Origin of the sequence: Streptomyces rishiriensis (assembly GCF_030815485.1) — a bacterium.
GTDB lineage: Bacteria > Actinomycetota > Actinomycetes > Streptomycetales > Streptomycetaceae > Streptomyces > Streptomyces rishiriensis_A.
Window position 1 is genome coordinate 4,406,848 of sequence record NZ_JAUSWV010000002.1, and the last position, 22,118, is coordinate 4,428,965.

19 protein-coding genes are annotated in these 22,118 nt (G+C 70.5%); 9 read left to right on the forward strand and 10 right to left on the reverse strand.

The genetic code is table 11. From position 1 onward, the window contains the following. Positions 1–55 precede the first annotated feature (55 nt). Both QF030_RS22110 and QF030_RS22115 read right to left on the reverse strand, forming a co-directional pair. Positions 56–1,303: an MFS transporter gene (locus tag QF030_RS22110; protein WP_373428908.1), complete on the reverse strand. Its 1,248-nt coding sequence runs from the start codon at positions 1,301–1,303 to the stop codon at positions 56–58. Between the two features lie 62 nt (positions 1,304–1,365). Continuing rightward, positions 1,366–2,037 (reverse strand): GntR family transcriptional regulator, encoded by a 672-nt coding sequence (locus QF030_RS22115; RefSeq protein WP_307164379.1) that lies wholly within the window; start codon positions 2,035–2,037, stop codon positions 1,366–1,368. Positions 2,038–2,305: 268 nt separating this feature from the next. Between QF030_RS22115 and QF030_RS22120 the strand changes: the two genes are divergently transcribed. Then, positions 2,306–3,208 (forward strand): D-alanyl-D-alanine carboxypeptidase family protein, encoded by a 903-nt coding sequence (locus QF030_RS22120; RefSeq protein ID WP_307164380.1) that lies wholly within the window; start codon positions 2,306–2,308, stop codon positions 3,206–3,208. Between the two features lie 104 nt (positions 3,209–3,312). On the opposite strand, the gene QF030_RS22125 is transcribed toward QF030_RS22120, so the two are convergent. Beyond that, positions 3,313–4,137: a maleylpyruvate isomerase family mycothiol-dependent enzyme gene (locus QF030_RS22125; protein WP_307164381.1), complete on the reverse strand. Its 825-nt coding sequence runs from the start codon at positions 4,135–4,137 to the stop codon at positions 3,313–3,315. A gap of 193 nt (positions 4,138–4,330) precedes the next feature. Between QF030_RS22125 and QF030_RS22130 the strand changes: the two genes are divergently transcribed. After that, positions 4,331–5,152 carry a carbon-nitrogen family hydrolase gene (locus tag QF030_RS22130; protein WP_307164382.1) on the forward strand — a complete coding sequence of 274 codons (822 nt, stop codon included), beginning with the start codon at positions 4,331–4,333 and terminating at the stop codon, positions 5,150–5,152. A 253-nt stretch (positions 5,153–5,405) separates the two neighbouring features. Here the strand turns inward: QF030_RS22130 and QF030_RS22135 are convergent, their stop codons facing one another. Together QF030_RS22135 and QF030_RS22140 are read right to left on the reverse strand one after the other, a co-directional pair. Continuing rightward, a complete protein-coding gene (locus QF030_RS22135) occupies positions 5,406–5,900 on the reverse strand; it encodes an LURP-one-related/scramblase family protein (RefSeq protein ID WP_307164383.1) in 495 nt (164 codons plus the stop codon). Continuing rightward, entirely contained in the window at positions 5,897–6,934 is a 1,038-nt protein-coding gene (locus tag QF030_RS22140) for a GlxA family transcriptional regulator (protein WP_307164384.1), read from the reverse strand. The genes QF030_RS22135 and QF030_RS22140 overlap by 4 nt, the downstream gene beginning before the upstream one ends. Before the next feature lie 52 nt (positions 6,935–6,986). Here QF030_RS22140 and QF030_RS22145 point away from each other — a divergent pair, with 52 nt between their 5' ends. Both QF030_RS22145 and QF030_RS22150 read left to right on the forward strand, forming a co-directional pair. Continuing rightward, the gene (locus QF030_RS22145) at positions 6,987–7,379 is read left to right on the forward strand and encodes a cupin domain-containing protein (protein WP_307164385.1); all 393 of its coding nucleotides are present in this window, start codon (positions 6,987–6,989) and stop codon (positions 7,377–7,379) included. Positions 7,380–7,408: 29 nt separating this feature from the next. Next, on the forward strand, positions 7,409–9,244 hold the full coding sequence (locus QF030_RS22150) for an NHL domain-containing thioredoxin family protein (protein WP_307164386.1): 1,836 nt from the start codon (positions 7,409–7,411) through the stop codon (positions 9,242–9,244). A 12-nt stretch (positions 9,245–9,256) separates the two neighbouring features. Here QF030_RS22150 and QF030_RS22155 read toward each other — a convergent pair whose 3' ends face one another. The 3 genes from QF030_RS22155 to QF030_RS22165 all read right to left on the reverse strand — a co-directional run bounded on the left by QF030_RS22155 (position 9,257) and on the right by QF030_RS22165 (position 12,883). Further along, complete coding sequence (locus QF030_RS22155) at positions 9,257–9,505, reverse strand: DUF6458 family protein (RefSeq protein WP_054242050.1); 249 nt, start codon at positions 9,503–9,505, stop codon at positions 9,257–9,259. Positions 9,506–9,598: 93 nt separating this feature from the next. After that, positions 9,599–10,921, reverse strand: coding sequence for a M18 family aminopeptidase (locus QF030_RS22160; protein ID WP_307164387.1), 1,323 nt, complete (start codon positions 10,919–10,921; stop codon positions 9,599–9,601). A 120-nt stretch (positions 10,922–11,041) separates the two neighbouring features. Next, positions 11,042–12,883, reverse strand: a complete 1,842-nt coding sequence (locus QF030_RS22165; protein ID WP_307164388.1) for an acyl-CoA dehydrogenase — start codon at positions 12,881–12,883, stop codon at positions 11,042–11,044. Between the two features lie 207 nt (positions 12,884–13,090). Here QF030_RS22165 and QF030_RS22170 point away from each other — a divergent pair, with 207 nt between their 5' ends. Together QF030_RS22170 and QF030_RS22175 are read left to right on the forward strand one after the other, a co-directional pair. Next, positions 13,091–13,573 carry an SseB family protein gene (locus QF030_RS22170; RefSeq protein ID WP_028806966.1) on the forward strand — a complete coding sequence of 161 codons (483 nt, stop codon included), beginning with the start codon at positions 13,091–13,093 and terminating at the stop codon, positions 13,571–13,573. Between the two features lie 229 nt (positions 13,574–13,802). After that, on the forward strand, positions 13,803–14,774 hold the full coding sequence (locus QF030_RS22175; RefSeq protein WP_307164389.1) for a pirin family protein: 972 nt from the start codon (positions 13,803–13,805) through the stop codon (positions 14,772–14,774). A gap of 95 nt (positions 14,775–14,869) precedes the next feature. Here QF030_RS22175 and QF030_RS22180 read toward each other — a convergent pair whose 3' ends face one another. Together QF030_RS22180 and QF030_RS22185 are read right to left on the reverse strand one after the other, a co-directional pair. Then, complete coding sequence (locus QF030_RS22180) at positions 14,870–15,799, reverse strand: BRO-N domain-containing protein (RefSeq protein ID WP_307164390.1); 930 nt, start codon at positions 15,797–15,799, stop codon at positions 14,870–14,872. Positions 15,800–15,994: 195 nt separating this feature from the next. After that, positions 15,995–18,145: an ATP-binding SpoIIE family protein phosphatase gene (locus QF030_RS22185; RefSeq protein ID WP_307164391.1), complete on the reverse strand. Its 2,151-nt coding sequence runs from the start codon at positions 18,143–18,145 to the stop codon at positions 15,995–15,997. A gap of 144 nt (positions 18,146–18,289) precedes the next feature. Here QF030_RS22185 and aspS point away from each other — a divergent pair, with 144 nt between their 5' ends. The 3 genes from aspS (at position 18,290) to QF030_RS22200 (ending at position 22,031) form a co-directional block, all read left to right on the forward strand. Continuing rightward, entirely contained in the window at positions 18,290–20,053 is a 1,764-nt protein-coding gene (aspS, locus tag QF030_RS22190) for an aspartate--tRNA ligase (protein WP_307164392.1), read from the forward strand. A 147-nt stretch (positions 20,054–20,200) separates the two neighbouring features. Beyond that, complete coding sequence (locus QF030_RS22195; protein WP_307164393.1) at positions 20,201–21,187, forward strand: intradiol ring-cleavage dioxygenase; 987 nt, start codon at positions 20,201–20,203, stop codon at positions 21,185–21,187. 274 nt (positions 21,188–21,461) lie between these two features. Next, complete coding sequence (locus QF030_RS22200; RefSeq protein WP_307164394.1) at positions 21,462–22,031, forward strand: hypothetical protein; 570 nt, start codon at positions 21,462–21,464, stop codon at positions 22,029–22,031. The last annotated feature ends 87 nt before the right edge of the window (positions 22,032–22,118 follow it).

Here is a 22,118-nt window from a genome sequence, read left to right on the forward strand (position 1 = left end):
CCCCGCCGACCACCAAGTCTCTGCCGTCCCAGCCGTCCCAGCCGGGCGTGCCGTTCTACGCAGGCACGTGCACCGTTTCGACGCGGCTCGCCACCAGCCGCTCCCGCTCGCGCCGAGCCGCCCGGCTGCGCAGCCGCAGGATCTGGCTGACGCCGACGGCCTGGAGGACGAAGACGCAGGAGAAGGCGATCGTGTAGTCGTCGCCGGTCGCGTCCAGCAGCACGCCGACCGCGAAGAGCGTCGTCATGGACGCCACGAAACCACCCATGTTGGTGATGCCGGAGGCCGTTCCCTGACGCTCGGGCGGGTTGGCCGGGCGGGCGAAGTCGAAGCCGAGCATGGAGGCGGGGCCGCACGCGCCCAGCACCGCGCAGAGCGTCACGAGCAGCCACATCGGCGCCCGGTCGCCGGGGTAGGCGAGCGTGGCCGCCCACATCAGGGCCGTCGCGCCGACGGTGCTCAGGGCCAGCGGCAGCCGGGCTTCGTGGTGGCGGGCGACGATCTGGCCGTAGACCAGGCCCACGACCATGTTGCTCAGCACCACCAGGGTCAGGAGTTCACCGGCCGTCGCCCGCGACAGGCCCTGTGCCTCCACCAGGAACGGCAGGCCCCACAGGAGCAGGAACACCATCGCCGGGAACTGGGTGGTGAAGTGCACCCACAGGCCGAGGCGGGTGCCCGGCTCGCGCCAGGACGCGGCGATCTGGCGGCGGACGTACGCCGCGCCCTGGTGCGGGAACGGTTCGGGCTCGTGCCCCTCGGGGTGGTCCTTCAGAAAGAGCAGCAGCAGGGCCAGGACGACCACTCCGGCCAGGGCGCTGCCCGCGAAGGCCGCCGTCCAGCCGATGCCGTGCAGGAGGCGGGCCAGGACCAGGGTCGAGACCAGGTTGCCCGCCATTCCCGCCAGTCCCGCCAGCTGCGCGACCATCGGGCCCCGGCGCGCCGGGAACCACCTGGTCCCCAGCCGCAGGACGCTGATGAACGTCATCGCGTCCCCGCAGCCGAGCAGAGCGCGGGAGGCGAGGGCCGTGCCGTAGGACGGGGAGAAGGCGAAACCGAGCTGGCCGGCCGTGAACAGCACGACGCCGATCGTCAGCACCCTCTTGGTGCCGAGCCGGTCGACCAGCAGGCCCACCGGTATCTGCATGCCCGCGTAGACCAGGAGCTGGAGGATGGAGAAGGTCGACAGGGCCGAGGCGTTGACCTGGAAGCGCTCGGCGGCGTCGAGGCCGGCCACCCCCAGGGAGGTGCGGAAGATGACCGCGACGAAGTAGACCGAGACCCCGATCCCCCAGATGGCCATCGCGCGCCGTCCGCCCGGCGGATCACCCGGAAGGGTGGAGTTCAGGCCGCGGGAGCCGGCGCTCATCGGACCTCTCCGCGGGCCAGGTGGGAGAACCAGCCGACGTGCCGGTGCACGATCTCGACGGCGGCCTCGGCGTCACCGGAGCGCAGCGCCTGAAGGATCTCCTCGTGCTCGCCCAGCGTTTTGGCTATCCGGTCGGGGTGGGAGTGCATCACGGCGACGCCCATCCGCAGCTGGCGGTCGCGGAGCTGGTCGTACAGCCTCGACAGGATGTCGTTGCCGCCGCTGCGGACGATCTCCGCGTGGAAGCACCGGTCCGTCACGGCGGCCGCGGCCAGATCGCCGGCCGCGGCCTGCGCCTTCTGCCTCGCGAGCAGTTCCTCCAGCCGCTCGATCAGCGCGGCCGACGCGGGAACCGCTTTCCGTGCCGCGTGCTCCTCGACCAGCAGCCGGGTCTCCACCACGTCCGCGATCTCCTGTGCGGAGACCGGCAGGACCAGGGCGCCCTTCTTCGGGTAGAGCTTGATCAGCCCCTCCACCTCCAGGCGCAGCAGCGCCTCGCGCACCGGAGTGCGCGAGACGCCGACGGCCTCGGCGAGTTCGCCCTCGGTGAGAAGGGTGCCCCCCTCGTAACGGCGGTCCAGTACAGCGTGCTTGACGTGCGCGTACACGCGGTCGGCGGCGGGCGGTTGCTTCACGGGGACGGGCGCGGGCGGGGCGGAGGACGGCATGCCCACAGGATAGATACAACACGTACGCAACGGGGGAACCCGTCCAGAATGCGGACCCGCGCCGGGGGCGGGAGGGGTGCGTGGGGCGGGGTGGGAAGCGGGACGGGCGGGGGCGGGGTGAGAGCCGGGTCAAGTAATCGGAAATTCGGTCCAGCAAGCGCACAACTTTCTGTGCTACTTACGTGTCACACACATGCGGCTCCTTCTTCTTTCCCCTCCCCAACTTGGCCGCATCGCAGGGGCATTCGACGTAATCGGGGTATTTCAGTTGATAACCGCCACCAAGGGCCTCCGAGTCCGCAGGGCCGCGTCCGTCGCCGTCACCGTCGGCGCAGTGCTCGCGACCGGAGCCCTCACCGCGGCACCCGCACAAGCCGTCACGGTGCCCACGATCGCCGCCAAGACCGGCTTCGTGATGAACAATGCGAACGGTGCCGCGCTCTACAACAAGGGCATGGACACCAAGCTGTCCACCGGCTCCACCACCAAGATCATGACGGCGAACGTCGTGCTGTCGCAGACGAACCTGAACCTGGACACCAAGGTCACCATCCAGAAGGCCTACAGCGACTACATAGTGGCCAACAACGCCTCGTCCGCACGTCTGATCGTCGGCGACAAGGTCACGGTCCGTCAGCTGCTCTACGGGCTGATGCTGCCGTCCGGCTGTGACGCCGCGTACGCCCTGGCCGACAAGTTCGGCACGGGCACGACGCGGGCCGCGCGCGTGAAGAACTTCATCGCCAAGATGAACAGCAAGGCCAAGGCGCTCGGCATGACCAAGACGCACTTCGACTCGTTCGACGGCATCGGCAACGGGTCGAACTACTCGACCGCCAAGGACCTGACGAAGCTCGCCAGCAACTCGCTGAAGGGCGCGAACTTCCGGGCGATCGTCGCGAAGAAGTCGTACACCGCGAAGACGATCACCAAGACCGGCTCCACCCGCACCATGGCGGCCTGGACCAACACCAACACGCTGCTGAGCAGCTACCGCGGCGCCATCGGCGTGAAGACGGGCTCCGGCCCGGAGGCGAAGTACTGCCTCGTCTTCGCCGCCACCCGTAACGGCAAGACCGTCGTGGGTACCGTGCTGGCCTCCACCAGCGTGACGGTGCGTGCCTCCGACGCGACGAAGCTGCTCAACTTCGGCTTCGCCAAGCTGGGCTGACACCCGCCGGACCGGTAACGCCTATCGGAAAGGGCCCGTCGTGATCGCACGACGGGCCCTTTCCGTCGAGTCTGTCGACTCTGTCTGCCGGGGGACGCCGCCGGCTACCTGGTGACCGCGAAGTTCCGCAGGATCGCGGTGGTCAGCTCCGGTTCGCCCTCCGCCTTCACCCGGTCGGCGACCGCCTCCGCCGTCACCCGCCCGCAGGCCAGACGCACATACGTCTCCCAGTCGAGGGTGAAGGCGGCGGCCGGGCCGAGCGCCGGGGCCGTCTCCAGGGAGCCGCGGCCCTGGATGTCGACGCGGATGGTGCGCAGGAACTCGATCGGCCCGTGCACGTCGAAGACGACCGCCGAGCTGCGGGGCGCGTCGGCCTTCTCGGCGACGACGGCCGGGAGCTCGGCGAGCAGCGCGTCGCGGGCGATGTGCGCGCCGGGCGAGTCGAGGTTGCCGGGCCGGCCGAGAGCGGCGCGCAGGTCCTGCTCGTGCGCCCACACGTTGAACGCGTGCTTGCGCATCGACTCCTCGAGCGTGAGCTCCGTGCCGAGCGGGCCGCGCACCATCGTGGTGGGCTGGCGCGTCTCGTTGCGCAGCTGGCGGTTGCGGCGGATGACCGTGTACTCCAGCTCGGACGTCATCTCCGGCGCCGTGTGGTGGCGGCGGACGTCCACCTGCATCTCCATGTAGCGCTGGATGTCGTTGGTGACGTGGTACAGGTCGCGCGGGAGGGTGTGGATGGGGCGCGGGTCGCCGTACATCTCGCAGTCCAGCCCGATGACGTGCGACACGATGTCGCGCACCGACCAGCCGGGGCACGGCGTCCGGCGGTTCCAGTCCGCTTCCGCCAGCGGCTGCACCAGCTCGGATATCGCTTCGATGGAGTGGGTCCAGGCGTCGGCGTAGGGCTGGAGGGTGGGATGCAGACTCACGGAAACGGGACCCCTCGGCGGTCGGTACTCGGGTGGCTTGTGGCGGCGTTGCCAGCGGGAGGTGGCTTGTGGCGGCAGATGTCGGCGGGTGTCTCGGAACGCTAAGTTACGCTGCTGTGAGGCACCCCGGCAGTGCTTTCGTGTGACGATCGTAGGCCTGTGTGGACGACTCGAATGCCAGGACGGTGGTAGTGTGCGCGCCTCTCTGATCCAGATCGCTGTAGAAGAGGGCGAATCGGTTGAATCGCGGCGGGTGCGGGTCGCCGCGCTGGTACGGGAACAGGCCGGTGCCGCCGACCTCGTGGTGCTGCCGGAGCTGTGGACGACCGGAGCGTTCGCCTACGAGGAGTTCGGCAGTGAGGCCGAGCCCCTGGAAGGACCGACGTACGAGGCGATGGCCAAGGCCGCGAGCGACGCGGGCGTATGGCTGCACGCGGGCTCGATCCCGGAGCGGGCTCCGGCCGACGGCTCCGCCGCGGGCGAGGGCCCCCTGTACAACACGTCTCTCGTCTTCTCCCCCTCCGGTGAGCTGGCCGCCGCCTACCGCAAGATCCACCGCTTCGGCTTCGACAAGGGCGAGGCCGTCCTGATGGGCGCGGGCGAGGAACTGGTGACGGTCCGCCTCCCCGGGACGACCGTCGGTGTCGCCACCTGCTACGACCTCCGTTTCCCCGAACTGTTCCGCGGTCTCGTCGACGCCGGCGCCGAGACCCTGGTCATCCCCGCGGGCTGGCCGGAGCGCCGCCGGGCGCACTGGACGCTGCTGGCTCAGGCGCGTGCGGTGGAGAACCAGGCGTTCGTGCTTGCGTGTGGAACGGCCGGGACGCACGCCGGAGTTCCGCAGGCGGGTCACTCGATCGTGGTGGATCCGTGGGGCGAGGTGCTGGCGGAGGCGGGCTCCGGCGAGGAGGTCCTGACGGTCGAGTTCGATCCGTCCAGGGTCGCCACGACCCGGGAGCAGTTCCCGGCCCTGAAGGACCGGGTGCTCGGACTGCGCACCCCGCAGCGCTCCTAGCCGCGGCCGGCCCCCGTCCCGGGGGCCCGCCGCCGGCGCCCCGCCGCGGGCCCCGGCTTTCGGCGTGGCCGCTTCCCGTCGCCGGCCGGGCTGCCTGTTCCCGGTCGTCCCTCCGGCCTGCCCGTTCCCGGTTGTTTGGCCAGCCCGCCCGTTCCCGGTCGCCTCCCGCCTCTCCGCTCAGCGGGGCACGTCGGCCCGCGCGGCCAGAACCGCGGGGTGGCGGCCTCCCGGCCAGCCGCTTCCCCGGGCGCGCCTAGTCCTCGTGGTCCTTGTCGGCGAGGTGGATCACACACACGGCCACCGCGATCAGCAGCGCGGGATCCGCGTCCTCCCGTACGACGTCGACGCCGTACGTCTCCCGCACGTGCAGCCACCGCCGGGAGACGACGGCCAGCAGCTCGCCGTCGTACTCGACCGCGAACTCGCGGTCGAGGATCTTGCCGCTGACGTCGAGTTCGGTGCGGCCGTCCGCCAGGGCCACCCGGTAGTGGTTGCGCAGCAGCGACAGCCGCTTGCGCCGGATCGTGGCCAGCGGCTCCCCGGCCCGTTCGATCACCATGGTGTCCCGCAGGGCGAACATCTTCTGGTGGATGTCGATCAGGACCCGTCCACGGGTGTCCTTCAGCTCGAAGGTCTCCCGCAGCCGCATCGCCTTGCCGTCGACGAGGTACACCTTGTTGCCGTGGTCGTCCTCGATCCAGTAGTCGTCACCGAAGCCGAGAAGCCGGTCGCGTACGAGGAATCTCATGCCGTTACGGCTTCCCCGGCGGCCGGTCCGAAACGCCGCCGGTAGGCCGATGGGCTGAGTCCGGTCTCTCGCCGCACGCGTGCGCGAAGGTTCGCGGCGGTCCCCAGCCCGCTCCTGGCCGCCACCACGTCCAGCCGCTGCTCACCCCGCTCGATCAGCCGGCAGGCGAGCGCCACCCTTTCCGCCGTCAGCCAGGCGAGCGGGGTGGTGCCGAGCTGAGCCCGGAACCGCCGGTGCAGGGTCGCCGGGCTCACCGCCGCCCGCGCCGCGAGTTCCGTCACGGTCAGCGGCTCCCCCAGCCGCCCCTGCGCCCAGGCGAGCAGCGGCGCCAGCGACTCGTCCGGCACGTCCGGCACCGGGCGCTCCACGAACTGCCGCTGGCCGCCGTCGCGGTGCGCGGCGAACACCAGCCGGCGGGAGACCGCGTTGGCGATCTCCGCGCCATGGTCGCGCCGTACGACGTACAGCCCCAGGTCGAGCGCGGCGGCGCTGCCCGCGGCGGTGAGGATGCCGCCCTCGTCGACGAACAGGACGTCGGATTCCAGCCGCACCCGCGGATGCAGCGCCCGGAACGTCTCGGCCCACATCCAGTGCGTGGTGGCCCGGCGTCCGTCGAGCAGCCCGGCCTCGGCGAGCGCGAAGGTGCCGGTGCAGAAGCTCATCACCCGCGCCCCGCGCGCGTGGGTGCGCCGGATGGCGTCGAGGACGTCGGGGCCGCGCGGCACGACGTTGTCCGGCCGACCGGGCACCACGAGGGTGTCCGCCGAGTCCACCGCCTCCAGGCCACGTCCGCCGGTCATGGTGAAGAACCCGTGGTTCATCCGCACCTCGCGCGCGGGCGTGCACAGCACGACCTCGTACAGCGGCCGGGCCAGCCCGAGTTCGGGCCGGGGCAGTCCGAACAGCTCGGTGGCGACCCCGACCTCGAAGGGATTGGTGCCCTCGTCCACGATCACGGCGACCCGGTGCGGTACCCGCCCGCCCGACCGAGTGGATCGAGTCGGCCGAGCGGGCTGCGAGGATTCTTGCGGCATGTGCGATTCCTAGCACTCGTGGGGCGGCCTGCGCATCCCGCACGCTGGGCGCATGACCACCGAACCCGTCTCCCTGGCCACCGCCCTCGCCTCCTTCACCCAGCGCTGGAGCCCTCGCATCGTCACCGCCGTCAACGACTACGACGTGCGCGTCGCGAAGGTCGAGGGCGAGCACGTGTGGCACGTCCACGACCACACCGACGAGTTCTTTCTCGTCCTGGACGGCGAGCTCCACATCGCGCTGCGGGAAGCGGGTGGCGAGCGCACCGTCGTCCTGCCCAGGAACTCGGTGTACACCGTCCCGCGCGGTACGGAGCACAAGCCGTTCGCGCCGGTCCCCACGGAGATCCTCGTCTTCGAGCCGACCGGCACGCTCTCCGTGGGCGACCGCCACGACGACGTTCCGGACCATGTGGACGCCACGACGGGGCACGCCCTGGCGTGACTGTCGGTGGCCGGTGGCACTCTTGGGTCATGACCGACTCCGCCCCGGCCCCGACCCGCCGTCGCGCACGCGTCCGCGCCCCCGAGCTGATCGGCAAGGGCGGCTGGCTGAACACGGGCGGACGGCAGTACACCCTCGCCGACCTGCGAGGACGCATCGTGGTGCTCGATTTCTGGACGTTCTGCTGCATCAACTGTCTGCATGTCCTCGATGAGCTGCGGGACCTGGAGGAGAAGCACCGGGACACGGTCGTCGTCATCGGGGTGCACTCGCCGAAGTTCGTCCACGAGGCGGAGCACGGGGCCGTCGTCGACGCCGTGGAGCGCTACGGGGTGGAGCATCCGGTGCTCGACGACCCCGAACTCGCCACCTGGAAGCAGTACGCCGTCCGCGCCTGGCCGACGCTCGTCGTCGTCGACCCGGAGGGGTACGTCGTCGCGCAGCACGCCGGTGAGGGGCATGTGCACGCCATCGAGCAACTCGTGACCGAGCTGGAGGCAGAGCACGGGGCCAAGGGCACCCTGCGGCGCGGCGACGGGCCGTATGTGGCGCCGGAGCCCGAGCCGACCGCGCTGCGCTTCCCCGGCGGGGCGCTCGTCCTGCCGGGCGGGAACTTCCTGGTCAGCGACACCACCCGGCATCAGCTGGTGGAACTGGCGCAGGACGGGGAGACCGTGGTGCGGCGGATCGGGTCGGGGGCGCGGGGCTTCGACGACGGGACGGTGGACACCGCGTCCTTCAACGAGCCGCAGGGTCTGGCCCTGCTCGACGACTCCGCCGTGGTCGTCGCCGACACGGTCAACCACGCCCTGCGCCGCCTCGACCTCGTCTCCGGGGAGGTGACGACCCTGGCCGGGACCGGAAAGCAGTGGTGGCGGGGGTCGCCGGCCTCCGGGCCGGCCCGCGAGACCGCCCTCTCCTCACCGTGGGACGTGGCGCTCTTCGGGAACAGGGTGTGGATCGCCATGGCCGGTGTCCACCAGTTGTGGGCGTACGACCCGGCCGAGGGCACGGTGGCCGTCGCCGCCGGTACGACGAACGAGGGGCTCGTCGACGGTCCGGGCGCCGAGGCCTGGTTCGCCCAGCCCTCGGGACTCGCGGCCACCCCCGACGGGGAGCGGCTCTGGCTCGCCGACGCCGAGACGTCCGCGCTGCGCTGGGTCGACCGGGAAGGGGCCGTCCACACCGCCATCGGCACCGGCCTGTTCGACTTCGGGTACCGGGACGGCGCCGCCGGCCGGGCCCTGCTCCAGCACCCGCTCGGCGTCACCGTCCTGCCCGACGGCTCGGTCGCCGTCAGCGACACCTACAACCATGCCCTGCGTCGCTACGACCCGGCGACGGACGAGGTCACGACCCTGGCGACGGACCTGAGGGAGCCCAGCGGAGCCGTCCTGGCCGGCGAGGACATCGTGGTCGTCGAGTCGGCCCGGCACCGGCTGACCCGGTTGCGGCTGCCGGCAGAAGCCGTCGAGGCGGGCGCGGTGGCCCGTCGCACCCGGCGCGCCGCGACCGCAATAGCGCCGGGGGACCTGCGATTGGACGTGATCTTCCAGGCGCCGACCGGGCAGAAGCCGGACACCGCACACGGTCCGTCGACCCGGCTGCTGGTGTCCGCGACCCCGCCCGAGCTGCTGCTCGAGGGCGCGGGCGCGGGCACGGATCTCTTCCGCACGCTGCGGCTCGATCCGGCGGTCCCGGAGGGCGTCCTGCACGTCTCGGCGACGGCCGCCTCGTGCGACGACGACCCCGCCGCCGAGTACCCCGCCTGCCATGTCCACCAGCGGGACTGGGGTGTTCCGGTCCGCCTCACCGAGGGCGGGGCGGACCGGCTGCCGTTGGTCCTGGTCGGGATGGACAGCTGACCCGGCGCACGGTCAGACGCCGTAGCCGCCGTTGTAACCGTCGCGCTGGTGCCGTTCCGTCTCGACCACCGTGGTCGAGGTGGGAGGCACCATCACACGGCGCCGCCGGGCGATGCTGCTGAAGGTCGTCACGCCGATCAGCCCGACGATCATCAGGATGACGCCGACCAGGTCGAGATTGACGCCCTGCATGTCCCAGTCGGTCGCGAACGTGAGGATGGCTCCCACGGCGATGAGGATGATGCATCCGCCGAGGCCCATGATGTTGCCTCCTGTCCGGTGTACCGGCCACTCCGGTTCACCACCGGATCCGGGTACCCCGGAGCCCGACTCCCATGCGCGGCAGCCGACTTGCTACCCCTCCAGGAACGCCACCAACGCGTTGGCCAGCAGGTACGGGTCGGCGTCGCCGCACAACTCCCGCGCGCTGTGCATCGACAGGATGGCGACGCCGATGTCGACGGTGCGGATGCCGTGCCGGGCCGCGGTGATCGGACCGATGGTCGTGCCGCACGGCATGGAGTTGTTGGAGACGAAGTTCTGGAACGGCACGCCGGCCTTCTCGCAGGCGGCGGCGAAGATCGCCCGGCCCGAACCGTCCGTCGCGTAACGGTTGTTGACGTTGACCTTGAGGATCGGTCCGCCGTTCACCCGCGGGTGGTGCGTGGGGTCGTGCCGCTCCGCGTAGTTGGGGTGGACGGCGTGACCGGTGTCGGAGGACAGACAGACGGTGCCCGCGAAGGCTCTCGCCCGGTCCTCGTACGACCCTCCGCGCGCGAACACCGAACGCTCCAGCACGCTGCCCAGCAGCGGCCCGTCCGCACCGGTGTCGGACTGCGAGCCGTTCTCCTCGTGGTCGAAGGCGGCCAGCACCGGGATGTACGGCAGGCTCTCGCCGCCGGACGCCACGGCCGTCAGCGCCGCCGTACCGGCGTGCACGGACAGCAGGTTGTCCATCCGGGGGCCGGCCACCAGCTCCTCGTCGCGGCCCAGATAGGCGGGCGGCTCCACGGAGTGCGCCATCAGGTCCCAGCCGGTGACCTGCCCGGCGGCCAGCCCGGCCTCCTGCTCCAGGAAGGCGATCAGGTCGCCGTCGCGCACGTCGTTCGCCAGGCCCCACACGGGCTGGAGGTGGCGCTGCTTGTCGAGCTTGAGGCCGTCGGTGTTGACCGCCCGGTCCAGGTGGATGGCGAGTTGGGGGACGCGCAGCAGCGGACGGCCGACGTCGACCAGGCGCGTCGAGCCGTCCCGCAGGGTCAGCCGGCCCGCCAGGCCGAGGTCGCGGTCCAGCCAGGAGTTCAGCAGCGGGCCGCCGTAGATCTCCACGGCCACCTGGCGCCAGCCGTGCGCCCCGGTGTCGGGCAGCGGCTTGACGCGCAGGTTCGGGGAGTCGGTGTGCGCGCCGATGATCCGGAACGGCGTGTGCGGTGCGGCGCCCTCGGGCACGTACCAGGCCACGATCGCGCCGCCGCGCAGCACGTACCTGCCACCGCTGACCGCCGCGGAGGCCGTCGAGGTCTCCGCGTCCCAGGCGTCCGTCTCCGAGACCTGCCGGAACCCGGCCTTCTCCAGGCGCTCGGCCGCGTTCGCCACAGCGTGGTACGGCGACGGGCTCGCCGTCAGGAACGTCATGAGGTCGTCGGTGTGGCCGCGGTCGAAGCGGGAGGGTGCGCTCATGGGGTTCACCTTAACGACGTACGAGAGCCCGCCCCCGGTGATGGGGAGCGGGCCCTCGTGAGGACAATGTGGAGTGCTGCGCGGTTGTGCGGATGCGTCCTGGAACGCGGCCTCTGAGTGCTAGAAGGCGGCCTCGTCCAGCTCCATCAGGTCGAGCTCGACACCCGCGGCGATCTTGCGGGCCAGGGTGACGCCCGGCAGGACGTCGGCGGCGAAGAACTTCGCCGCCGCGATCTTGCCGGTGTAGAACGCCACGTCCTTCGCGGAGAGGGCCTTGGTCGCGGCGGACTCGAGCTTCTCGGCGGCGATCGCGGCGCCCTTGAGGAGCAGGTAGCCGACGATGACGTCACCGGAGGCCAGCAGCAGGCGGGTCGTGTTCAGGCCCACCTTGTAGATGTTCTTCACGTCCTGCTCGGTGGCCGCGAGGTCGGTCAGCATCAGGCCGACGATGGCCTCGAGCTCGACGGCGGCCTTGGCCAGGTGCTCGCGGGCGCCGGCCAGCTCCTCGCCGCCGGTGCCCAGCGCGAGGAACTTCTTGATGTCCTCGGCGAGGGAGTTCAGTGCGGCGCCCTGGTTGCGGACGATCTTCCGGAAGAAGAAGTCCTGGCCCTGGATCGCCGTGGTGCCCTCGTACAGGGTGTCGATCTTGGCGTCGCGGATGTACTGCTCGATCGGGTACTCCTGGAGGAACCCGGAGCCGCCGAAGGTCTGGAGCGACTGGGCGAGCTGCTCGTAGCCCTTCTCGGAGCCGTAGCCCTTGACGATCGGCAGGAGCAGGTCGTTGAGCGCGTGCTCCGCCTTCGCGTCCTCGCCGTTCGCCTCCTTCACGGCGATCGCGTCCTGGACGGAGGCCGTGTAGAGGACGAGGGCGCGCATGCCCTCCGCGTACGCCTTCTGCGTGATCAGCGAGCGGCGCACGTCGGGGTGGTGGGTGATGGTGACCTTCGGCGCGGCCTTGTCCATGAAGTTCGCCAGGTCGGGACCCTGGACGCGCTCCTTGGCGTACTCCAGGGCGTTGAGGTAGCCGGTGGAGAGGGTGGAGATCGCCTTGGTGCCGACCATCATGCGGGCGAACTCGATGATGCGGAACATCTGACGGATGCCGTCGTGCTTGTCGCCGATCAGCCAGCCCTTGGCCGGGTGCCGGTCGCCGAACGTCATCTCGCAGGTGTTGGAGGCCTTCAGGCCCATCTTGTGCTCGACGTTGGTGGCGTAGACGCCGTTGCGCTCGCCCAGTTCGCCGGTCTCGAAGTCGAAGAGCGTCTTCGGGACCATGAAGAGGGACAGGCCCTTGGTGCCGGGTCCGGCGCCCTCGGGACGGGCCAGCACGTAGTGGAGGATGTTCTCCGACATGTCGTGCTCACCGGACGTGATGAAGCGCTTCACGCCCTCGATGTGCCAGGAGCCGTCCTCCTGCTGGACGGCCTTGGTGCGGCCGGCGCCCACGTCCGAGCCGGCGTCCGGCTCGGTGAGGACCATCGTGGAGCCCCACTGCCGGTCGACGGCGATCTGCGCGATCTTCTTCTGGACGTCGTTGCCCTCGTCGAAGAGGATGCCGGCGAAGGCAGGGCCGGAGGAGTACATCCACACGGCCGGGTTGGCGCCGAGGATGAGTTCCGCGTACGCCCAGATCAGGGACGGCGGCGCGGTGGTGCCGCCGATCTCCTCGGGCAGGCCGAGACGCCAGTACTCGGAGTCCATGAAGGCCTGGTAGCTCTTCTTGAAGGAAGCGGGGACCGGCGCGGTGTTGGTCTCGGGGTCGAAGACCGGCGGGTTGCGGTCGGCGTCCGTGAAGGACTCCGCCAGCTCGTTCTCCGCGAGGCGGGTCAGCTCCTCGAGGATGCTCTTCGCGGTCTCGGTGTCCATCTCCCCGAACGGGCCGGTGCCGTACAGCTTGTCGCGCCCGAGTACCTCGAAGAGGTTGAACTCGATGTCGCGGAGATTCGACTTGTAGTGCCCCATGGCGACGGCTCCGTAAAGAGAGATCGGCGAGGGACTGGGATCCTCGCGCTAGTTCACGTACCAACAAGTAGCTACCGATGATGCTACCCGTCGGTAATAAGTCGCAACCCCGAACCGGTCATCTGTGACGTGTGACGCGTCCCGTACTCCCCGGAAGGGGCCCCCGTACCGCCCCGCGGGCCGGGCGCGCTCGGTACGCTTGCGCCCATGTACGGATACGGCCAGCCCATGGACGGCGGTGCTGCACAGCAGCAGTACGCCCCGCCGCAGCAGCAGATGCCCGGCGGCCACGGCGGGTACGGTCAGCAGCCGCCGCTCTACCCGGAGCCGTCCCCGCCGTCCCTCGCCGACGCCGTGCGGGCCTTCACCACCGGGCAGCTGGCCGCGGAGGACTTCCAGCAGGTCTTCGCGACGTCCAAGGTCTACTGTCCGCGCGGTGACAACCCCGGGTTCCTCGCCCTGCACAACACCCAGCAGCCGGTGATCCCGATGTTCACCTCGCTCAAGGAGCTGCGCCGGTACGCGGGCAAGGAGTCCAAGTACTTCGTGATCACCGGCTCCGAGATGATCGACCTGCTGCCCACCGGGTACGGCTTCGTCCTCGACATGGAGGGTGAGCACCGGATGGTGTTCGACGCGAAGGCGGTCGAGCAGATGGTCGAGTTCGCGATGCGGCGGATGTACGGCTGAGGGCCCCCTCCTCTTCCCCTCCGCCCTCCTTCTTCTGATCCCCGGTCGGCCCTCGGGCGCCGGGGATCAGCCCTTTCCCCTCACAGCCGTGTCATAGGGTTCCCCCGCGCCACCGCCCCCGCATGGCCGCCTCTTCACGGGAATGTCCTACGGGCTTCCCTCGTTACGGGTAGCAGAAAGTTCAATGCTCAACTAAACTGGGACGCACGTCGCCCAAGGAGGTACGGACATGCCCGCAGTGACCGTCGAGAACCCGCTGACCCTGCCGCGCGTCACCGCATCGGCCGACGCGGTCGCACGTCCCGTGCTCACCGTCACGACCGCGCCGAGCGGTTTCGAGGGCGAGGGCTTCCCGGTACGCCGTGCGTTCGCCGGGATCAACTACCGCCACCTCGACCCGTTCATCATGATGGACCAGATGGGCGAGGTGGAGTACGCGCCGGGGGAGCCCAAGGGCACCCCCTGGCACCCGCACCGCGGCTTCGAGACCGTCACCTACATCATCGACGGGATCTTCGACCACCAGGACAGCCAGGGCGGCGGCGGCACCATCACCAACGGCGACACCCAGTGGATGACGGCCGGCTCGGGCCTGCTCCACATCGAGGCGCCGCCGGAGTCGCTGGTCATGTCCGGCGGTCTCTTCCACGGCCTCCAGCTGTGGGTGAACCTGCCGGCCAAGGACAAGATGATGGCGCCGCGCTACCAGGACATCCGGGGCGGCCACGTGCAGCTCCTGACGAGCCCGGACGGCGGCGCGCTGCTGCGGGTCATCGCGGGCGGGCTGGACGGCCACGCCGGACCCGGTGTCACCCACACCCCCATCACGATGGTCCACGCGACCCTCGCGCCGGGCGCGGAACTCACTCTTCCGTGGCGTGAGGACTTCAACGGTCTCGCGTACGTCATGGCCGGCCGCGGTTCGGTCGGCGCCGAGCGCCGGCCGATCCACCTGGGCCAGACGGCGGTCTTCGGCGCGGGATCCTCGCTGACGGTCCGCGCGGACGAGAAGCAGGACGCGCACACGCCCGACCTGGAGGTCGTGCTGCTGGGCGGTCAGCCGATCCGTGAGCCGATGGCCCACTACGGCCCGTTCGTGATGAACACCAAGGACGAGCTCCAGCAGGCCTTCGACGACTTCCAGAAGGGCCGGCTGGGCACGGTTCCGGCGGTGCACGGGATGACGGCCGAGGGCATCTAGTCCTCCGGCCGGCCGGAAACCGGCTACGGTGTGACAAGGCCCGAAGCCGCAACTTTGGTTTGCGACTTCGGGCCTGTCTGTTCCGGTGCGCTTCGCTACGGCAGCACGTACACGGGCGCCCCGTCGGCGGCGCAGCCGGTCTGCCGTACGCAGCCTCGCCTGAGCAGCATGCGCAGGCAGTCGAGGACGCGATCCTGCGACATGCCGGTCCGGGCGGCGATTTCCTCGACCCGGTAACGGGCCTCACCGCGCGACAGAGCCGGGGCGAGGACGGCGGCGACCATGTGCACGTCGTCCGTGACGAGGAGGTTCTTCGCTTTCCAGGTGGCGAGAATCTGCTGCGCGGTCAACTCCGGCGCGGCAACGCTGTGTCCGGGCCGCCTGAGGGCTTCGGCGATGTCCCTCAGCGCGTCGGCCATCCTGTTCTGGCTGTCGGTGATCTGCCGCAGCAGTTCGTTGCGCTCCCCCGCGGCGGCCGCCAGCATCTCGTCAACCCGCAGGTTGCGCTCTTCGAGCCGCACGATGGCGTCGGCGACCTGCTCGGGCATGAGGTACGCGGTGCCGCCGGTGGGAGCGGGTTGCACGGGGGCCGGTTCCAGGGAGTAGGAGCCCTGCTGTTGGACCGTCTCGATGACTTCGTCGACCCAGGCTTTGAACGGGGCGCACTCGGGCTTGCTGCAACCGTTGACGAGCCTGATGAGCCCCTTGAGGTTCACCATCTTCATTGTCTTTTGCAGCCTGTGAGCTGCAAGTTTGCGCGAGGCGTCTGCTGTACAGACGCCTTGTGCAATCTCGGCCAGGGACCTGGTGCAATCTGCTGCAACATGCGCAAGCAGCGCCTGGCGCGTGTTCACGTACCCGAGTTCCGTGGCCACGTCGGCTGCCACGAACCAGTGCTCTCCGTCCGGTGTCGTCAGCCTCCTGAGTCGCGCCCCCGTCGCCACGAACACGAAGTCGTTGATGTCGATCGCGTCCTGCCGTGCCGCCGTCTGGTCCGGCGGCGGTGTGTCGTTCTGCTCGTACATCGAGCATCACCTCCGCCATGAAAAATAGGCATATGCCACCGCAACTGGCCGCGCTGGCAAGGATGTTCACCCTTTAGGAGCGGGCGTTCGAATCTGACCCTGGGTCACGTCCCCGTCACCCGGGCGGTCGTCCGGCCAGGACAACCCGGTGCCTCCGTGATCCGCTGAACCCGTGCACTTGCTCCCGCGGACGCGTTACGGGGCTCCCGCCGAGGGCTCGCAGGGCTCGTAGACCTCGTGGAGTTCGAACCAGATGGTCTTGCCCTCACCCCGCGGCGCCACCCCCCAGGTGTCCGCGAGCAGTTCGATGAGGATCAGGCCGCGCCCCGAGGAGGCCAGCTCACCGGGGCGGCGCTTGTGGGGGAGGTCGTCGCCGGTGTCGGTGACCTCGATGCGGAGCCGGCGTTCCCCGGGGGCGCCGGTGACCTCGGCGACGAGCAGCGCGTCCGCGTCGGTGTGGACGAGGACGTTGGTCAGGGTCTCGGAGACGAGCAGGACCGCCGAGTCGATCTGGTCCTCGCAGGTCCAGTCGTGCAGCAGTTCGCGCAGTTGCTGCCGGGCCACGGAGATCCGTTCGGGCTCGGCCTGCGCGACCGTCAGCATCGAGCGGCGTACCGGCCGGCGGACCGGCACGGGAGTGGCGCCCGGACCGCAGCCGCCCTCGCCCTGGCGGCACAGGAGCAGTACCGCTATGTCGTCCTCACGGCGGTCCGCGAGCGGGCCCGTGGTGTGGTGGGAGGAAGGACCGTGCACCGCCTGGACCAGGGCGTCGGCCAGTTCCTCGAGATCGCCCTCGTGTGCCTCGAGGATCTTGCGGACGCGTCGCCAACCGGTGTCGAGGTCGTGGCCGCCGGTCTCCAGCAGGCCGTCGGTGCAGAGCATCAGCGCCTCGCCGGGTTCCATGGCGAGCCGGGTGGTGGGGTAGTCGGCGTCCGGGTCGATGCCCAGCGGCAGGCCCCCGGCGGTGACGCGGATCAGCACGGTGCCGTCGGACATGCGGATCGCGGGGTCCAGATGTCCGGCCCGGGCGGCTTCCAGGACCCCGGTCACCGGGTCGACCTCGATGTAGAGACAGGTGGCGAAACGGGGATCGGCCCCGGCTCCGCCGTCCGTGTCGGTGAGTCCGTGGAAGAAGCCGGAGGCGCGGGAGAGGACGGCGTCCGGGCGGTGACCCTCGGCGGCGTACGCCCGTACCGCTATGCGCAGCTGGCCCATGAGCCCCGCCGCGCGGACGTCGTGGCCCTGGACGTCGCCGATGACCAGGGCGAAGCGGCCCCTGGGCAGCGGGATCATGTCGTACCAGTCGCCGCCGACCTGGAGGCCGCCGCCGGTGGGTATGTAGCGGGCGGCGAGCGTCATGCCCGGTATCTCGGGGCCGAGCGTGGGGAGCATGGAGCGCTGGAGGCCGTCGGTCAGCTCGCGCTGGGTCTCCGCGAGGCCGGCCCGGGTGAGGGCCTGGGCCAGCATGCGCGCGACCGTCGTCAGCACGGACCGCTCGTCCGGGGTGAACGCCACCGGGTACGCGAAGCCGGCCATCCAGGCGCCCATCGTGCGGCCGGCCACCGTCAGCGGCAGGAACGCCCACGAGTGACGGCCGAAGTGCGCGGCCAGCGGCCAGGTGAGCGGGTAGCGCTCCTTGTACTGCTCGGGGGAGGACAGATACACGGCCCGTCCGGTGCGCACGACCTCGGCCGCCGGATAGTCCGTGTGGAGGGACATCTGGCTGAACGGGTCCTCGTCGCCGGACCGGTGTCCGTGGTGGCCGATGATCGTCAGCCGGTCGCCCTCCACACCGAAGACGGCGAGTCCGTCCGGTGAGAAGCCCGGCATGGACAGGCCCGCCGCGACCCTCAGCACCTCCTCGGTGGATCGCGCCTCCGCCAGCGCCCGGCCCGCGTCCAGCAGGAACGCCTCGCGCGAGCGTCGCCAGTCGCCGGTGACGGCGGTCCGTCCCGCGGGGGTGCCCGGCGTCGGCTCGGTCACCTCCTGGAGGGTGCCGATCAGCTCGTACGCCTTCTTCGCCGGGTCGAAGGACGGCTTGGAGCGGCTGCGCACGACCCGGACGACCCGCCCCTGGTCATCCATGATCCGGATGCGTACCTCCGCGAGGGTGCCCTCGGCGACGGCGAGCTGGATCACCCCGGTGATCTCGTTCCAGTCGACGGGGTGGAGACGGGCCCGGGTCTGGGCCTCGGTGAGGACCGTCTCCTCCCGGGGCAGCCCGAGCAGCCGGGCTGCCTCGGCGTCGACCGTGACCAGCCCGGTGGCGGTGTCCCAGTGCCACAGGCCGGTCGCGAGGGAGGCGAGGACCTCCCCCACGGCGGGCAACGGCTCGCCAGTGCGCATTGCCCCACTTTAAGAAGATGCGAACGAAAGCTGCCACTGATCGCCGCGCCGGTATTGCGGGGAGGTGATCAGTGACCGCCCGGTACCCTGGGGGTTGTTTCACGTGAAACACGCCCTCGATCCGCGAAGACTGGATGAACGACGATGCATCGGTACAGGTCCCACACCTGCGGCGAGCTCCGCGCCTCTGACGTCGGCACCGACGTCCGGCTGAGCGGCTGGCTGCACAATCGGCGCGACCTGGGCGGCATCCTCTTCATCGATCTGCGCGACCACTACGGCATCACGCAGCTCGTCGCCCGTCCGGGCACCCCCGCGTACGAGGCCCTCGACCGGCTGACCAAGGAGTCGACGGTCCGCATCGACGGCAAGGTCGTCTCGCGCGGCACGGAGAACGTCAACCCGGACCTCTCGACCGGCGAGATCGAGGTCGAGGTCGGCGAGGTGGAGCTGCTCGGCGCCGCCCAGCCGCTCCCCTTCACGATCAACGCCGAGGACGGGGTCAACGAGGAGCGGCGCCTGGAGTACCGCTTCCTGGACCTGCGCCGTGAGCGCATGCACCGCAACATCATGCTGCGCACGTCGGTCATCTCGGCGATGCGGCACAAGATGACGGCGCTGGGCTTCAACGAGATGGCGACGCCGATCCTGTCCGCGACCTCCCCCGAGGGCGCCCGTGACTTCGTCGTCCCGTCCCGTCTGCACGCGGGCCGGTTCTACGCCCTGCCGCAGGCCCCGCAGCAGTTCAAGCAGCTGCTGATGATCTCGGGCTTCGACCGCTACTTCCAGATCGCGCCCTGTTTCCGTGACGAGGACGCGCGCGCGGACCGTTCGCCGGGCGAGTTCTACCAGCTCGACGTCGAGATGAGCTTCGTCGAGCAGGAGGACGTCTTCCAGCCGATCGAGAAGCTCATGACGGAGCTGTTCGAGGAGTTCGGCGGCGGTCGTCATGTCACCTCCCCCTTCCCGCGCATCCCGTTCCGCGAGTCGATGCTGAAGTACGGCTCCGACAAGCCGGACCTGCGGGCTCAGCTGGAACTCACCGACATCACCGACATCTTCGAGGGCTCGGAGTTCAAGGCCTTCGCGGGCAAGCACGTCCGTGCGCTGCCGGTGCCGGACGTCGCCGCTCAGTCCCGGAAGTTCTTCGACCAGCTCGGCGACTTCGCGGTGACGCTGGGCGCGAAGGGGCTGGCCTGGGTCCGGGTGGCCGAGGACGGTTCGCTGACCGGCCCGATCGCGAAGTTCCTGACCGAGGAGAACGTCGCCGAGCTGACCAAGCGCCTGTCGCTGGCCGCCGGTCACGCGGTGTTCTTCGGCGCGGGCGAGTTCGACGAGGTCTCGAAGATCATGGGCGCGGTGCGGGTCGAGGCCGCCAAGCGTGCCGGGCACTTCGAGGAGAACGTCTTCCGCTTCTGCTGGATCGTCGACTTCCCGATGTACGAGAAGGACGAGGAAACCGGCAAGATCGACTTCTCGCACAACCCGTTCTCGATGCCGCAGGGCGGTCTGGAGGCCCTGGAGACCCAGGACCCGCTGGACATCCTGGGCTGGCAGTACGACATCGTCTGCAACGGCGTCGAGCTGTCCTCCGGCGCGATCCGGAACCACGAGCCGGAGATCATGCTCAAGGCGTTCGAGATCGCGGGCTACGACCGGGAGACGGTCGAGGACAAGTTCGCCGGCATGCTGCGCGCGTTCCGCTTCGGCGCCCCGCCGCACGGCGGTATCGCCCCGGGCGTCGACCGCATCGTGATGCTGCTGGCCGATGAGCCGAACATCCGCGAGACCATCTCCTTCCCGCTCAACGGCAACGCCCAGGACCTGATGATGGGCGCGCCGACGGAGCTGGAGGAGGCCCGGCTGCGGGAGCTGCACCTGTCGGTGCGCAAGCCGCAGCCCAAGTAGCGGTAAGCGGCGGAAGCCGCGGAAGCAGGCGGTACGAACGAAAGTGGCCCGGAACCGGCGTCGGTTCCGGGCCACTTTCGTTTTCCCCGGGAACTGACAGCCCTTCCTTATGCTGCTGACAGGTTTGGTCCCTAGCGTCCCGGCTTCATGACGGGAACTCAGAAACCACACAGCGAACAGGACTTATCGCGTCGGAAGGTCGTGGCCGTCGCCGCGGGCGGCATCGCGACGGTGGGCCTGGGCGGCACCGCCTTCGCTGCGGGCGCCGCCGGTGAGCGCGGCGGAACGACCCCGGCCGGCGCCGGCGTCGGTTCCGACGGGGAGGTCTGTTACCGCCTGACCTCGGAGACGGTCGAGGGCCCCTACTACATCGACGCCGACAAGATCCGCCGGGATGTCACGGAGGACCGGGAGGGCATCCCGCTCCTCCTCGCCCTGAAGGTGATCGACTCGGAGACGTGCAGACCGATCCGGAACGCGGCCGTCGACATCTGGCACTGCGATGCGGCGGGGGTGTACTCGGGTTACGAGGGCCAGGGAAACGGCGGTGGCGGTGGCGGTCCCGCTCCGACCGGAGAGCCCCCGACCGGCGAACCTCCGACGGGCGCGCCCACCGGGGCGCCCCCGGGCGGCGGCCACCAGGAGCCCACGGACGACAGCCGCTACCTGCGCGGCACCTGGCGTACGGACCGGCACGGTCAGGTGACCTTCCGGACGGTCTTCCCTGGCTGGTACCGGGGCCGCTGTGTCCACATCCACGTCAAGGTGCACGTGGACGGCGAGTGGACGGACGCCGGCTATGAGGGCGGGCACACCTGCCACACCGGGCAGTTCTTCTTCGACGAGGAGTCGGTGCTCGCCTCGGCGGTGGTGGAGCCGTACGCGAGCAACGCCGCGGAGCGCACGACCCTCACCGAGGACACGATCTACGACCAGAGCGGTACGCAGGGCGGTCTGCTGAAGCTGCGCTACGACAAGCGGGACATCGCGAGGGGCGTTCACGGGTCGATCACGGTCGGAGTGGACCCGGACGCGACGGAGGACGGCCAGGGTTCGCCGCCGCGGCCGAGCGCGTCCGCTTCGGCGTCCGATTCCGCCTCGGCGTCGGCTGCCTCTTCGGTCTCCGACAGCTGACGGATCTCCGACGACGGATCTCCAGCCGACGGATCCCTCCGGGCCACGCCCCCCGACCTGTGTGTCGGGGGCGTGGCTCTCCTCATGGGTTCACGACGCGGCCACGGCCGGCGTCGGCTCGAGGTGCGCGGCCTCCCGTCCCCTCCTCGAATCCTCACCGCAGGCGCACAGGAAGCCCGAGGGGGGAGCACAGCGCCGCGTCGTCTCATGGCGGTACGTCGGCACGGACCGGCGGGCAAGGTCGGGCAAGGTCGGGCGAAGGAGGAAGCCAGTCATGGGATCCACGGGATTCATGATCACGCTGTCGGTGCTGCTGATCGTCGGCGCGGTGGCGGTGGTGGCGGCCCAGCGCCTCACGGGTCGCACCGGGCGTCTGAACGGTCGCGCCGGCCGCCGCCCCGGCCGGTCCCATCGGTCCGGTCCACCGGGCCCCTCCCGACTGTCCGACCTGGACGCGGAGGTGGAGGCGAACCACTGGCTGATCCGGCTGGGTGGCGGTCTCGTACCGCCGGACGCGCGGGCGTGGGCGGGTGCGGACGAGGCGGCGGGCCGGGCGCTGACCGGCGCGGCGGAGTGCCATCGCGCGGCGCGGCGCCGGCTGACCGGGGCCCGTACGGCGGACGAGTACGAGGAGGTCACGCGGCTGGCGAGGGAAGGGCTGGAGCATCTTCGGGTGGCGCGGGCGGCCCTGGGACAACCGGCCGCGGGTGCGGGTGCGGGTGCGGGTGCGGGTGCGGGTGCGGGGGCGTCGGGCCGGCCGGCCTCGGTCGGGGGCGTGTCCGCCCTCCCCCTTGCCGCCCGCGTGCCGGCGGTGGGCGTGGCCTGCGTGGTCACCTCTCGGTAGGGCCGGGGCCCGCTGGGACGGTGCCGCTGTCGGGTCACCGCCTGCTTCGGCTTGGGGCGCGTCGGCGTATCGGCGTCGTTGTCCTAC